This is a genomic window from Pseudomonas sp. JR33AA (assembly GCF_021378985.1).
GTDB classification, from domain to species: Bacteria; Pseudomonadota; Gammaproteobacteria; order Pseudomonadales; family Pseudomonadaceae; genus Aquipseudomonas; species Aquipseudomonas alloputida.
On the sequence record NZ_JAJSAW010000003.1, the window covers coordinates 1 to 14,459 of the forward strand.

The window sequence follows — 14,459 nt, forward strand, 5'->3', positions numbered from 1 at the left end:
GGAGGATTGCCGCCCTGCGCAACCTGGCCTTGCAAGCCAGCAACGATCATGACGCCTGGCTGGCGACGGCCGAATCCCAACACATTGATAACCCCTACAGCCTGGCTGCGGCACTGGCCTGTTACGACCGCGACGAACGCACCCCCGCCCGCGGTCTGGAAATCTCACTGGCCTTGCTGATTCACCCGATGGGCCAGCCGACACCCGGCACCGAAGATCATGACCGGCGTTTCAAACGCCTGGAGCAATGGCTGGACCAGCACGACAGCCCGCTTTACACCGCCTTGGCGCCGTTCAACCCGTTCAAGGACAAAGCCGATTCGATCGGCTCCATGTTCGGCGCCAGCGACAACGTGATCGAAGGGCTGGCCGGTCGCTTCCCGGCCATGGCGGACATCACCGACCTCACCGCCCAGTCGGTCAATGCCGTGGTGCTCAAGCGCCTGCGTGGCCAGACCCGCTGGGATGCCAGCCATGGCCTGCGCCAGCAAGTGTTGCTGGCAGCGCGTGAGGCCAATGCCGAGAAAGCACTGGGGTTGTTGGCGGCGCGCTATCGCATAACCGAGCAGGCCGTCCGGGAAAACCCGTTCAGCCAGGAAGTGGAGAAGTACCTGAAGAGCGGCATGGCGCAGGTTGAAGAGATGAAAGCGTTGCGCATCTCGGGTAGCCGCACGGTGTCTATCGAGCTGACCACCACTGCGCGCGTGAAACCCAACTTCCTTGGGTTGCTCACCTCGGGCGGTGGTGGTGGTTTAAACGCGGGGATGCTGTGGTTCAACATCTTATCGCTCAAGACGGCCTACAACAGCCTGCAGAAGAGCGATGCACCGGAATACACCCTGGGGTTCGCTTCATCTGTTTTCGGGGTGATTGGTGCAGCGGCGGCGACATTGGTCAGCGTGCGGGCAACGCAAAAGGCCATGATGTTGAAGTGGATCTCAACGGCGCCAGGCATGGCCTTTGGTAACGGCATCATCAACTTTCTGACGAGTAATCTTTTCGCGCGGGCATCAGGCTACCCGGCGATAATAATGGGGTTTTCCTCAGATATTTTTAAGGCAATACGTCAATGGCAGAACGGCAATCTTATTTCAGGCTTATATACAGCGGCTGCCAGCGCGACTACTGCTTTAGGTTCGATTCTTGTTCTAGAAGGAAGCCTTGCCATCGCAGGCACGACAGTCCTCATTCCCTTTGCAGGCTGGACAGCAGCTGGAATCGCCTTGATCGGAGCAACTTTGATCGGTGGAGGTCTATTCCTCTACTCAAAAGCTCACTCCCGCCTTCACAGCCCTTTAGAATTATGGGCCAGCAGAAGCATCTTCGGGACAAGGGAAAACGATGGAGAAATACGGGATAATATAAAGTTAGACTTTGATAAAAAATTGCCACCCTTTCGCCACATCCACGAAGAAATCAAGTCATGGCAGATTGAATTTTTCTCACCGAAAGCATTGTTGGCACCGTACTCTGAGCAGCTCGGCTTAGGCGCCCTAACGACACATTTGGATATAAATAACAAATGGCCAACACCTGACTGGGCAACAATTATCCATACTCAGGTCACTGAACAAAACGCAACACTCGAGCTAACTATACTTTTACCAGAATTCGTAGTAGGTCAAAGCGAATGGTCAGGGAGTTTAGTGAGCCAGAATCTCGACAGGCAGACAACCCCACTCCAAATAAACCCTGACTGCCATATCACCCAAGCAGGTTTATTACTTCATTACAAAACTGATGCTAGACAAATCAGGTCTGCCACGCTAACGATTAATTACTATGCCAACCAAGGACTGGATGACGACACTCCTTCTACTACCACTATTCATCTGGAACGCTAAACCTATGGCGACTATCTGGCTTTTTAATCAAGCCCACACTTCAGGATTCAAGCCAAAAATTTCCGGACAACTTATTCAAACAACCAGTTCACACTTATGCCTGCGCAACCCTTGGGTGTCCGACTCTGTATTCATGGGAAAAATCTACACTGCCATGTTTCTATTTACCTGGATATTATCATGTTACAATCTCATTAATGAAAATATAGACTACTCAATCAACGGCGGCGACATTTTCGTTGCCATCCTGATCTCACTTCCCTTTATTTTTACCCCATTCTTAGCCTACAGAATACTTTTCATAAAAAACTTATCGAACATATATTTAAATCGACACACAAAGAAAATCTACTATAAGCGATTCAAAAAGCTCATAATATTTGACTGGAGCCAAGTCGCAGGCGGTCTTTTCAGTCGCACAGAGTTCAGTGGTTCCTCCTTCACTACCAGCTATGCCCTCGCCTTCGCCCCCCGCCGCGAAGACGGCAGCCTGCATCAAAAAGACTGTCTCTGGGTCGACAGCAACGAACCCACCGAACCCGGCGTCAAGCATGTCGCCGAAGTGTGGGAATACCTCCGCCACTTCATGGACCACGGCCCGGAAAAACTCCCCCCGCCCGGTGACCCCAACTGGTGGCACAAGCCACTGCACGCCATCTGCCTCACCCCGGCAGAAGCCTGGCGCCACTACGCCCCCTGGCGAACCGGCGAGCCCGGTGAAATGCAGGGCAAAAAGAACTGGCAATTGCCGTTCTGGGCCGTGCTGTTTCCCTACAACCTGACCGTCGCTCTCTGTTGGTACTGTGTCTGCAAGCTTTTCAATGTCCGTGTAGCGCCACCACCGGCGGAGGCTTTCGAAGGTGGGCCCGCTAAGCCCGAATAGTCACCACCTGAAGTGGATAGGAAGAGAACGCTATGCGCCTGGATGGCAACGCGGCAAGACAGAATGGGGATGGCGCCCAGATCAAAGGGCTGTAGGACGGCTCCTGACTTATCGCAGGCAAGCCAGCGTCCACAGGTTCGGCACAAATCTCAAGAGCGGTGCAATACCTGTGGCGCTGGCTTGCCGACGATGATTGGGCGCAGCGCCTGTCAGGCGAACTTGGCCCGGGCCGCGTGCAGCTTCTTGTAGCTGTCGATCAGGCGCAGGTGGCGATCAAGGCCTTCGAGCTTCATGCTGGTCGGGGTCAGGCCATGGAAGCGGACACTGCCGTCCACCGAGCCCAATACCGCGTCCATGCGTGCATTGCCGAACATACGGCGGAAGTTGGCTTCGTAGTCATCCATCTCCAGTTCGTCATCCAACTGCACTTCCAGCACCACGTTCAGCGCCTGGTAGAACAGGCCGCGGTCTACGGTGTTGTCGTTGTACTGCAAGAATGCCTCGACCAGTTCCTTGGCATCCTCGAAACGCTGCACCGCGAGACAGATCAGCAGCTTCAGTTCGAGAATGGTCAGTTGGCCCCACACTGTGTTTTCGTCGAACTCCACACCGATCAGCGTGGTGATGGTGGTGTAGTCATCCACATCGCAGTTGTCTAGGCGCTTGAGCAGCAGCTTCAGCGAGCGGCTGTCGAGGCTGTGCAGGTTGAGGATGTCGGCACGGAACGACAAGGCGCGGTTGGTGTTGTCCCAGATCAGGTCCTCCACCGGGTAGATTTCCGAATAGCCCGGTACAAGGATGCGGCACGCGGTGGCGCCAAGGTTGTCGTACACCGCCATGTACACTTCCTTGCCCAGGTCTTCGAGGATGCCGAACAGGGTCGCGGCTTCCTGCTGGTTGGAGTCCTCGCCGTGCCCGGAGAAGTCCCACTCGACGAATTCGAAGTCAGCCTTGGCACTGAAGAAGCGCCACGACACCACGCCGCTAGAGTCGATGAAATGCTCGACGAAGTTGTTCGGCTCGGTCAGCGCGTGGCTTTCGAAGGTGGGTTGCGGCAGGTCGTTCAGGCCTTCGAAGCTGCGGCCCTGCAGCAGTTCGGTGAGGCTGCGCTCCAGCGCCACTTCCAGGCTCGGATGGGCACCGAACGAGGCGAACACGCCACCCGTGCGCGGGTTCATCAAGGTCACGCACATGACCGGGAACTCGCCCCCCAGCGACGCATCCTTGACCAGCACCGGGAAGCCCTGCTCTTCCAGGCCCTGGATGCCGGCGACGATCGCCGGGTATTTGGCCAGCACCTCTTGCGGTACGTCCGGCAGGCACAACTCGCCTTCGAGGATTTCGCGCTTCACCGCGCGCTCGAAGATTTCCGACAGGCACTGCACCTGCGCCTCGGCCAAGGTATTGCCTGCGCTCATGCCATTGCTGAGGAACAGGTTTTCGATCAGGTTGGACGGGAAGTACACCACCTGCTGGTCGGACTGACGCACGAACGGCAGCGAACAGATGCCCCGCGCAGTGTTACCCGAGTTGGTGTCATACAGGTGCGAACCACGCAGCTCCCCGTCAGGGTTGTAGATGGCCAGGCAGTGCTCATCGAGAATCTCGGCCGGCAACGCGTCGCGCGGGCCCGGCTTGAACCACTGCTCGTTCGGGTAGTGCACGAACGGCGCATTGGCCAGGTCTTCGCCCCAGAACTGGTCGTTGTAGAAGAAGTTGCAGTTGAGTCGCTCGATGAACTCGCCCAGCGCCGAGGCCAGCGCAGCCTCCTTGGTGGCCCCTTTACCGTTGGTAAAGCACATCGGCGACTGCGCATCGCGTACGTGCAGCGACCAGACATTGGGCACAATGTTGCGCCACGAGGCGATCTCGATCTTCATCCCCAACCCGGCGAGGATGCCCGACATGTTGGCAATGGTCTGCTCCAGCGGCAGGTCCTTGCCGGGGATGTAGGTGCTCGTGTCCGACACCGGCATCAGCAGCCCTTGGGCATCGGCATCGAGGTTGTCGACCACTTCGATCACAAACTCAGGGCCGGTTTGCACCACCTTTTTAACCGTGCAGCGGTCGATGGAGCGCAGAATGCCCTGGCGGTCCTTGTCGGAGATGTCCTCGGGCAGTTCGACCTGGATCTTGAAGATCTGGTTGTAGCGGTTTTCCGGGTCGACGATGTTGTTCTGCGACAGGCGGATGTTTTCGGTGGGAATAGCGCGGGTCTGGCAGTACAGCTTGACGAAGTAAGCCGCGCACAAGGCCGAAGACGCCAGGAAATAGTCGAACGGGCCGGGGGCCGAACCATCGCCTTTGTAGCGGATAGGTTGGTCGGCGATCACCGTGAAGTCATCGAATTTGGCTTCGAGACGGAGATTGTCGAGAAAATTGACCTTGATTTCCATGCGGGATTACCGTGATTTAAGCGTGCAAAACGAAATTGGCCGGCATTATCCGGGTTTTCGTTGCGCACGTCCTGTTCAACGCCGACTGCAGCCTTGATTTTTCGCAGCTGGCTTGCGTATTCCACCGGATTACTTGCCTGATCCTCTGAAGCTACCCCCGCCACCAGACCAGCGGTCATCCTCCTGTGCTAGCGTTTCTGCACCGGGGGACAACGTATTCCCCATGCAAAAAAAACACAGCGACAACAACCGGTGACGGGCAGGTGAAACCATGGAACTACGCATCAACCAGAAGACCTATCAGGTCGAGGCGGACGCCGACACACCCCTGCTGTGGGTAATCCGCGATGACCTGGGGCTGACCGGCACCAAGTATGGCTGCGGCTTGGCCCAATGCGGCGCGTGTTCGGTGCTGGTGGACGGCAACGTGGTGCGCGCCTGCGTCACCCCGGTGGCTGGTGTGGTGGGGCGTGAGGTCACCACTATCGAGGCGATCGAGGCCGACCCCATCGGCAAACGGGTGGTCGCCGCCTGGGTCGAGCATCAGGTGGCTCAATGCGGCTATTGCCAGTCTGGCCAGGTAATGGCAGCCACGGCGCTGCTCAAGCACACACCTAAACCCAGCGATGCGCAGATCGATGCAGCCATGGTCAACCTTTGCCGCTGCGGCACCTACAACGCCATCCATGCCGCTGTGCATGACCTGGCCCAAGGGGAGCAGGCCTGATGAACACGCCAGTCGATACACCCGCCGAATTGCTCAGGCTGCAACAGGGCGAAACGGTCAACCTGTCGCGTCGGCGCTTTCTTGCCGGCACCGCAGTCGGTGCCCTGGTGCTAGGTTTTGGCCTGCCCATGGGCTCGGCCCGCGTGCAGGCAGCAACGGCCGCTGCGGCAACGGCGCAACGCGGCACCCAGGTGCCTGCATTTCTGGAGATTCGCCCGGACGGCACGGTGCGCCTGCTGAGCCCCTTCATGGAGGGCGGGCAAGGCCCTTTCACTGCCATGGCGCAGATCGTGGGTGAAGAGTTGGATGTCGACCCGGCCCATTTCGTGGTCGATAGCGCACCACCGGGCGAAGCCTACGTGGTGATGGAGAACGGCATGCGCATCACCGGTGGCAGCATGTCGGTGCGCATGAGCTACCCCACCATGCGCCGCCTGGGCGCGCTCGCCCGGGGCATGCTGCTGCAGGCGGGCGGCGAACACCTGGGTGTACCGGTCGATGAGCTTTCCACCACGCCGGGTAACGTAGTACATACCACGAGCGGACGTTCCGTCCCCTACGGTGAGCTGGCCGGTCGCGCCATGGACCTGCCGGTGCCCGACCCGGCCAGCGTCAAGCTGCGCGACCCCAGCCAGTTTCGCTGGATTGGAAAGCCCGTACGCCGCCTGGACGCCTACGACAAGTCCACCGGCAAGGCCCAGTACTGCATCGACATCAAAGTCGACGGCATGCTTCACGCTGCCGTGCAGCATGCACCGCGCTTGGGCATGACGGTTGGCAGCCTGCGCAACGAAGACCAGGTCAAGGCCATGAAAGGCGTACATTCGGTGCATCAGCTGCCAGGCGCCGTGGCCGTGGTCGCCGAGCGCTGGTGGCACGCCAAGCGTGCAGTGGAGGCGATACAGGTGGACTGGAAAGAACCGGCCGCCGACAGCAACGTGCGCCCGATGCCGGCCGATTTTTCCAGCGACGCCTGGCGCGAACACCTTGCGACGGTGCAAGGGCCGTCCCGTGATGAAGAGAGCGAAGGGGATATTGCCGGTGCCTTGGCCAATGCCAGAACCAAGGTCGAGGCCAGCTACCACAACCAGTACCTGAATCATGCCCAGCTCGAACCACCGTCCGCCCTCGCCCGCTTCAACCCGGACGGCAGCCTCGACGTCTGGCTACCCAACCAGGCCCCGGACATGTTCCGTGACGACATTGCCAAACGCACCGGCCTGGACCCTGCACAAATCAACCTGCACTCGCCACTGCTGGGCGGCTTCTTTGGCCGCCATTTCCTGTACGACTCTGCCAACCCCTACCCGCAGGCCATTGCCCTGGCCAAAGCCGTTGGCCGGCCGGTGAAGCTTATCTGGAGCCGCGAGGAGGAGTTTTTGCGCGATGTACTGCGCCCCGTCGCAGTGGTGAAGTTCCGCGCCGGGCTGGACGCAGACGGTCTGCCAGTGGCGCTCGAAGCGGTAAGCGCTACCGAGGGCCCAACCGAGGCCCTTGCTGGAAAACAAGGGGAGAAGATCGACCCGACCGCGCTTGAGGGGCTGTCAGGCAAGTCCTACGCCATCGCCAACAAGCGCATCGCCCAGATCTATGTCAAAGGCCCGGCCATGCTCGGTTACTGGCGCTCGGTAGGTAACTCGCTCAACGATTTCTTCTACGAATCATTCCTGGACGAGCTGGCTGACAAAGGTGGCAAGGACCCGTTTGAACTGCGCCTGCACCTGCTGCGCGACAACCCGAGACTGACCAACCTGCTGAACGCGGTGGCCGACTTGTCCGGCGGCTGGAAGCGCGGACCGTTCACCGCCGAGGACGGCAGCAAGCGCGCACGCGGCGTGGCCATGGCGTCACCGTTCGGCTCGGAGGCAGCGGTCATTGCCGAGGTTTCGATCGACAACGGCCAGGTCAGGGTGCACGACATCTGGCAAGCCATCGACCCAGGCAGCATCGTCAACCCGGCGATCATCGAGCATCAGGTCAACGGCGCCGTCGCCCTGGGCCTGTCGCAGACGCTGGTGGAAGAAGCGGTGTACGTGGACGGCAAGCCGCGCGCACGCAATTATGACCTTTACCCGATCCTGCCGCCTTCGCGCATGGCCCGGGTGCATGTGCGCATCATCGAAAGCGGGGCGAAGATGGGCGGCATCGGCGAACCACCGCTGCCTGCGGTGGCCCCGGCGGTGGCCAATGCGGTCGCGCAGCTCACTGGCCAGCGCGTGCGCAGTTTGCCCTTGAGCCGCCACACCTTCAGCTGATCGCACAAGGGACGCCTCATGACCCATCGTTTCGCAAGAACCGCTGGCTGGCTTGCGCTGCCGTGCCTGGTCGCGGCGGGCCTGCTGGCCTGGTATGTCACTCGTGAACCCGCGCCGCCGTTTGCCGACGCGCAGGCCACCGCTGCCGACCCGACGCTGGTCAGCCGCGGCGAATACGTGGCACGGCTCAGTGACTGCGTGGCCTGCCATAGCCTACCGGATGGCAAACCGTTCGCTGGCGGGCTGGAAATGGCCACCCCGCTGGGGGCAATCCACGCCACCAACATCACCCCCGACCGCGACACAGGCATCGGTAACTACACCCTGGCCGACTTCGACCGCGCCGTGCGCCAGGGTGTCGCGCCTGATGGCCGGCGGCTGTACCCGGCTATGCCTTACCCGTCCTACGCCAAGCTCAGCGATGATGATGTCAAGGCGCTGTATGCGTTCTTCATGCACGGCGTACAACCGGCGCGGCAGGCCAACCTGGCCAGCGACATCCCCTGGCCGCTGAACCTGCGCTGGCCGATCGCCTTGTGGAACGGCCTGTTCGCCGCCACCACGCCTTACACCGACAAAACCGGGCAGGATGCTCAGTGGAACCGTGGCGCCTATCTCGTCCAGGGCCCCGGACACTGCGGCAGTTGTCATACGCCACGCGGCCTGGCCTTCAATGAAAAGGCGCTGGATGACAGCGGCAAGCCGTTTCTGTCCGGCGCACTGCTCGACGGCTGGTATGCACCTAGCCTGCGCGCCGACCACAACACCGGGCTGGGGCGCTGGAGCGAGGCAGAGATCGCGCAGTTCCTGAAGACCGGGCGCAACCGGCATGCGGTGGTATACGGATCGATGACCGAGGCATTCAACAACTCCACGCAGTTCATGCATGACGACGACCTGGCTGCCATCGCCCACTACCTGAAGTCGCTGCCCGGTGACCCTCAACGTGACGGCGCACCCTGGCAGTACCAGGCCGAATCGCTAGCTACACGGCTGGACAGCCCCGGCGCGCGCACCTACGTGACACGCTGTGCGTCATGCCACGGCCTGGACGGCAAGGGCCAGGCCGAATGGATGCCGCCCTTGGCCGGGGCAACCTCGGCACTGGCCAAGGAGAGCGCCTCGGCAATCAACATCACACTCAATGGTTCGCAGCGGGTGGTGGCTGCAGGTGTGCCGGACGCCTATCGCATGCCGGCTTTCCGTCAACAGTTGGGTGATCAGGATATTGCCGACGTGCTCAGCTTTGTGCGTACGGCCTGGGGCAATCAGGGGGGTACGGTGGATGCGCAGGCGGTAGGCAAGCTGCGTGGGCATACCGACCCGGCCAGCAGCAGCCCCATCATCTTGCATATGCGTTGAATTGGCGTGGCAGATAGATGTACCGACGCCAGGCTGCCCCTACCAAGACCGCGCAGCACCACTCGGTCACTGCCACCGCTCCAGACTCTGTTTCAACCACTGCTCGGGCAAGGCCCCGCCAACGATCTTCGCCATCTCCCGCGCCAGCGCCTCACGCAGCGGTGGCCGGTTGCAGGGCGACGCATGTGAAATTGCCAGGAACAACCCTTCGCTGGAAACCGGTGGTTGCAACACCTGCACAGTGGCTGCGATGCCCAATGTGCGCGCCAGCGCCATGCCAGGATACTGCTCGTACACCACGTAATCGCTGCGCTTGTGCATCAGCTTCTCGAACGCCTGCCTGGCACTGGGCACCGCTTCGAGGGTGAGATTGGCCTGGGCGTACTCGTCGAACTGTTGGCCGTGGCTGTTGTTGACCAGTGTGCCACCCTTGCGGCCTTTGAGGTCGGCCCATTGCTGGTAGGCAAAAGCATTGTCCTGGCGCACCCAGATGACGCTGGGGGTGCGCAAAAATGGCGGGGCGATGAAGTCAACATGCTGCCGGCGCGCTTCGGTCAGGAAATACCCGGCCATCAAGTCGATCCGCCCAGTGCGCACGGCTTCCTGAGCGCGCGACCACGGCCCGGCGTAAACCACCTCTATGTCCAGCCCCAACTGCTTGCCCACGTATTTGAGCAGGTCGGCATTGGCACCGATCAATCGTTGAGGGTTTAGCGGGTCGCGCCACAGGTAGGGGGGGTATTCCGGGTTACCTGTGGCGGTCAGCCGTAAGCATGCATCATCCGCTACCGCAGCCAGGGGCAGCAGTGACAGCCACACCAGAAGCAAGGCGTGGCGAAAGCAACGCTCGATCATCTACGACCCTCGGCACATGAAACACCCGGCGACCCGGCGTAGTGGCCTAAGGCTGCCACTCACGGTGGTCGCCTGCAGCAATCATCTGCGCGCTGAAGACAGTCTGGACCATCAGCAACCCGCAGACGAGCCTTTCATCGTCCAGTAAAATTGCCGAAGAACAGACAATGAGAGCCTGCACAGCCGGCGACAACGTGGGCTCTTCAGGCACCCTGCCGGCGCATCGCCAGGATCGCAGCGCCAAAACCGATAAAGGTGGTGCCCACTACACGGTTCACCCAGCGCGACAGCGACGGCCGGGTCAGCACCCCCTTGGCCCGCGCAGCCAGGGCGGCATATGCGCTCAGTGAAGTAAGCGACAAGGCCACGAAAATACCGGTCAAGGTCAGGAACTGCGGCAACAGCGCAGCCCCCTGGTCGATGAACTGCGGGAACAGCGCAGTAAAGAACATCGTCGCCTTGGGGTTGGTTACTGCAGTGAGGAAGGCCGATTTGAACAGTTTCAGCGGCGTGGGTCGCACCTTGGTCGCACGCTCTGCGGCACCCTGCTCCAGCATCGGGCTCTTCTTCAGCAGTTGCCGCGCGCCCAGGTAGAACAGGTAGCCAGCGCCCAGGATCTTCACGGCATTGAACAGTACTTCAGAACTGGCCAGCAGTGCGCCTAGCCCAAGCATTGCCGCAGACGACAAACAGAACAGGCCCGTGCCATTGCCCAGCGACGACCAGATCGCACTGCGCTGGCCATGGGCAAGGCTGTTGTTGATAGCCATCAAGGTGGCAGGGCCGGGGCTGGCGATCGCAATGGCGGCGACCAGGGTGAACGCGAACAGCGAGTGAGAATCCATTTCAGGCTCGTCAGACAGTCAGGAAAGGCTGCGTCAATTGCACGCAGGTTCAGCCGGCATTCTGCCGCTTGGCCGCCTTTTTGGCGATAGCCTTCATTCGCGTCGCCGCCCGCTGCACAGTGGCCATTTTCTCGGGCCGCTTCATGCCCCGCCACTTGCGGATTTCGTCACGGGTACGGCCGCAGCTCACGCACAGTTCGCTGTTGAGCTGGCATAACGAGACGCAGGGGTTGTCGATGTCTTTGGCCATGCCACTGCTCAGCCAGGCAGCTCTGCCCGCGCACGATCGCCAGCGCTGTGGAACACCTGGCGCACTTCCTCGGCCTTGACCTTGGTTACCGACCTGGCTACCAGCAACTCTTCGACCACGCGCAAGCCCTGTTCCAGGGCTGTGGCCAGTTGCTCGGCGTCGGAAGCGTCAGCGATATCACCCAGATAGGGAGCGATGAGATACACATAACGGTCCTGCAGCTTGAGCGCTTCCAGTGCGTCGAGGGCTTTCTGGAACCGATCGGCAGCGGCAGGGCTCATGCTCAATTTATCGAAATGAATCAGGCTCACACGGTCAGTGGCCATTATGACGAATCTCCGTTTCCTGGTGCGGCCAGGCCCGCAAGCAGCAGCGCTTCTACGATGCTCGTATGTGCGGGCCCGGGTTATGCCCATCAGGGTACCAGAAGCCGAGGCAGAAAGGGCCACTGCCCCCAGAACTAAAAGTATTTGCCAAGTCGCGTAATGGACGCCCCAGGACGTTATGGGGACATGAGCCGCCATTTGCTGCGCAGGATAATCCCGCCAGCAATCCACCCCGCCGAGGCCGTCATCGCGCTCGGTAGCCCACACAACAAGCCTGCGCGTTCAGGCAATACACAAATGGGGCCTCATCATACATGGCAAAGGAACACATCCCCGAAACACTCGATCTTGGCGTCACGGACCCCTCGAAAACCGCAGAAGCCCGCCAGGACCGGCATTTCGAGGGCAAGCTTGACTGGATCGTCTTTGGTTTCACCAGCCTCCTGGCCATCGCTTTCGTGCTCTGGGGCTTCCTCAACCAGGCCAGCCTGGCCAGCAGCGCCTCCAGTGCGCAATCCTGGGTCATTCTCAATTTTGGCTGGTTCTTCGTGCTCACCTCCTCCCTGTTCGTGGTGTTCGTGCTGTGGCTGGCCGCCAGCCGTTACGGGCGAGTACCACTGGGCCGCGATGGCGAACAGCCAGAATTTCGCACGGTGTCCTGGGTAGCAATGATGTTCAGCGCCGGTATGGGCATCGGCCTGATGTTCTTCGGCGTGGCCGAGCCGCTGTCGCACTACATATCGCCGCCGCCCGGCTCGGCCAGCGGGCAGACCAGCGAAGCGATGCAGGTGGCAATGGCCACCACCTTGTTCCACTGGACCCTGCACCCTTGGGCCATGTACGCCATCGTCGGCCTGGTGATCGCCTACGGCACCTTCCGCCGAGGCCGCTCGCAGCTGATTTCCGCCGCCTTCCGGCCACTGATCGGCAAGCACGCAAACGGCCCTCTCGGCCGCCTGATCGACATGATGGCGATCTTCGCCACGCTGTTTGGCTCGGCCGCCTCGCTGGGCCTTGGGGCGCTGCAGATTGCCGGCGGCCTGGAATACAACGGCTGGATCGAAAGCCCCGGTAAACTGTTCTACATCTCGATCATCACCCTGCTGACCATTGCCTTCGTGACCTCGGCGGTGTCGGGCATCGGCAAGGGTATCCAGTGGCTGTCCAACACCAACATGGTGCTGGCACTGGTGCTGGCGGTGTTCGTGTTCATGGTCGGGCCGACGCTGCTGATGCTCAATCTGCTGCCGACCTCGCTCGGCATCTACATCAAGATGCTGCCGGAAATGATGGCCCGCACCAACGCCAGCGGCGGCGAGCAGATGAACAGCTGGCTGGCCGGCTGGACCGTGTTCTACTGGGCCTGGTGGATCTCCTGGACGCCTTTCGTGGGCATGTTCATCGCCCGTATCAGCCGCGGTCGCACCATTCGTCAGTTCGTTACCGGGGTGCTGCTGGTGCCAAGCCTGGTCAGCCTGGTGTGGTTCACCATCTTCGGCGGGGCCGCCATCGAGGCCGTACGCGAGGGCGCCTTCCAGCTGGCCAACGGGGCGGTCAACAGCAACCACGCGCTGTACCAGTTGCTGGACAGCTACCCGCTGGCCTCGGCAACCTCGATATTGGTGATGATTCTGGTGGGGATCTTTTTCGTTTCGGGTGCCGACGCCGCCTCGCTGGTGATGGGCACGCTGTCGGAACACGGCACCACTGCACCCTCGCGGCGCACAGTGATTTTCTGGGGCACGCTGACCGGTACGGTGGCGGCGATCATGCTGGCGATCGGCGACCCACGCAACCCCGGCGAGGCGCTGACCGGGCTGCAGAACCTGACCATCGTCGTGGCCTTGCCATTCGTGGTGGTGATGGTACTGCTATGCCTGGCCCTGTACCGCGACCTGCGCAAGGACCCAATGATGCTGCGCCACCTGCGTGGCAACGAGCTGATCGAGAAGGCCGTACTGTATGGGGCGGTAAAGCATGGGGAGGAGTTCTACATCGTGGTGCAGGAGAAGAAGGCATCGGCCAAGACAGCGGCAGAGGCCGAAGTAACCAGCAACTGACGGCGTCAACCCGAAAACCACGGGCTGCTACGCAGCCCGATCGCAACACGCGGCGGCGCCTGCTGACACACAGGCCCGCTTCAACCTTTCAACGCCGCCTCTATCGTGGCCACATCGATCTTGCCCATCTGCATCATGGCCTCGAACGCACGCTTGGCCGCCGCACGGTCGGGGTGGCCGATGGCGTCGATGAGGATGCCTGGGGTGATCTGCCACGAAATCCCCCATTTGTCCTTGCACCAGCCGCAAACGCTGGCCTCGCCGTCGTTGCCGACAATGGCATCCCACAAGCGGTCGGTCTCTGCCTGGTCCACGGTACTGACCTGGAACGAAAAGGCCTCACAATGCTTGAAGGCCGAACCACCGTTGAGCCCCACGCAAGGGATGCCCATTACCGTGAATTCCACGGTGATTACATCGCCCTGCTTGCCTGAAGGGTAATCGGCGGGCGCCTGGTGCACAGCGAGCACCCGGCTATCGGGGAACGTTCGGGCATAGAAGTTCGCCGCCTCTTCGGCATCGTGGTCATACCACAGGCAGATGGTGTTCTTGGCAGTCATGGTCTTGCTCCAAGATCGAAGGTGAGCCTTGAGTCTAGCCCCAGAACCCCGGCGCACCGGGAGCACCTGATCACCTGATGCAAATGCAGCTTTGAT

Annotated in this window: 12 protein-coding genes; 6 read left to right on the forward strand and 6 right to left on the reverse strand. The window is 60.8% G+C overall.

The window, feature by feature from the left end; translation table 11 throughout:
• The coding region (locus tag LVS58_RS06065; protein WP_325175973.1) for a T6SS effector BTH_I2691 family protein at nt 1-1,844 on the forward strand (1,844 nt) is incomplete at its 5' end.
• A 4-nt stretch (nt 1,845-1,848) separates the two neighbouring features.
• Nucleotides 1,849-2,727 carry a DUF6708 domain-containing protein gene (locus tag LVS58_RS06070; protein WP_233690290.1) on the forward strand — a complete coding sequence of 293 codons (879 nt, stop codon included), beginning with the start codon at nt 1,849-1,851 and terminating at the stop codon, nt 2,725-2,727.
• A gap of 209 nt (nt 2,728-2,936) precedes the next feature.
• On the opposite strand, the gene LVS58_RS06075 is transcribed toward LVS58_RS06070, so the two are convergent.
• On the reverse strand, nt 2,937-5,123 hold the full coding sequence (locus tag LVS58_RS06075) for an OsmC domain/YcaO domain-containing protein (protein WP_233690291.1): 2,187 nt from the start codon (nt 5,121-5,123) through the stop codon (nt 2,937-2,939).
• Between the two features lie 271 nt (nt 5,124-5,394).
• On the opposite strand from LVS58_RS06075, the gene LVS58_RS06080 reads away from it, so the two are divergent.
• The 3 genes from LVS58_RS06080 to LVS58_RS06090 are packed head-to-tail and all read left to right on the forward strand — an operon-like array spanning nt 5,395 to nt 9,467.
• Complete coding sequence (locus LVS58_RS06080) at nt 5,395-5,850, forward strand: (2Fe-2S)-binding protein (RefSeq protein ID WP_233690292.1); 456 nt, start codon at nt 5,395-5,397, stop codon at nt 5,848-5,850.
• The gene (locus tag LVS58_RS06085) at nt 5,850-8,105 is read left to right on the forward strand and encodes a xanthine dehydrogenase family protein molybdopterin-binding subunit (protein WP_233690293.1); all 2,256 of its coding nucleotides are present in this window, start codon (nt 5,850-5,852) and stop codon (nt 8,103-8,105) included. Before LVS58_RS06080 ends, LVS58_RS06085 begins: the two co-directional genes overlap by 1 nt.
• Nucleotides 8,106-8,123: 18 nt before the next feature.
• Complete coding sequence (locus tag LVS58_RS06090; protein ID WP_233690294.1) at nt 8,124-9,467, forward strand: c-type cytochrome; 1,344 nt, start codon at nt 8,124-8,126, stop codon at nt 9,465-9,467.
• Nucleotides 9,468-9,533: 66 nt separating this feature from the next.
• Here the strand turns inward: LVS58_RS06090 and LVS58_RS06095 are convergent, their stop codons facing one another.
• The 4 genes from LVS58_RS06095 to LVS58_RS06110 all read right to left on the reverse strand — a co-directional run bounded on the left by LVS58_RS06095 (nt 9,534) and on the right by LVS58_RS06110 (nt 11,743).
• Nucleotides 9,534-10,322 carry a substrate-binding periplasmic protein gene (locus tag LVS58_RS06095; RefSeq protein WP_233690295.1) on the reverse strand — a complete coding sequence of 263 codons (789 nt, stop codon included), beginning with the start codon at nt 10,320-10,322 and terminating at the stop codon, nt 9,534-9,536.
• Between the two features lie 203 nt (nt 10,323-10,525).
• Nucleotides 10,526-11,167, reverse strand: coding sequence for a LysE family translocator (locus tag LVS58_RS06100; RefSeq protein ID WP_233690296.1), 642 nt, complete (start codon nt 11,165-11,167; stop codon nt 10,526-10,528).
• 49 nt (nt 11,168-11,216) lie between these two features.
• Nucleotides 11,217-11,417 (reverse strand): DUF1289 domain-containing protein, encoded by a 201-nt coding sequence (locus LVS58_RS06105; RefSeq protein WP_010954468.1) that lies wholly within the window; start codon nt 11,415-11,417, stop codon nt 11,217-11,219.
• Between the two features lie 8 nt (nt 11,418-11,425).
• Nucleotides 11,426-11,743: a hypothetical protein gene (locus tag LVS58_RS06110; protein ID WP_233690297.1), complete on the reverse strand. Its 318-nt coding sequence runs from the start codon at nt 11,741-11,743 to the stop codon at nt 11,426-11,428.
• A 314-nt stretch (nt 11,744-12,057) separates the two neighbouring features.
• Here LVS58_RS06110 and LVS58_RS06115 point away from each other — a divergent pair, with 314 nt between their 5' ends.
• Complete coding sequence (locus LVS58_RS06115) at nt 12,058-13,803, forward strand: BCCT family transporter (protein ID WP_233690298.1); 1,746 nt, start codon at nt 12,058-12,060, stop codon at nt 13,801-13,803.
• An 80-nt stretch (nt 13,804-13,883) separates the two neighbouring features.
• Here LVS58_RS06115 and LVS58_RS06120 read toward each other — a convergent pair whose 3' ends face one another.
• Entirely contained in the window at nt 13,884-14,363 is a 480-nt protein-coding gene (locus tag LVS58_RS06120) for a VOC family protein (RefSeq protein WP_233690299.1), read from the reverse strand.
• Between the last annotated feature and the right edge of the window lie 96 nt (nt 14,364-14,459).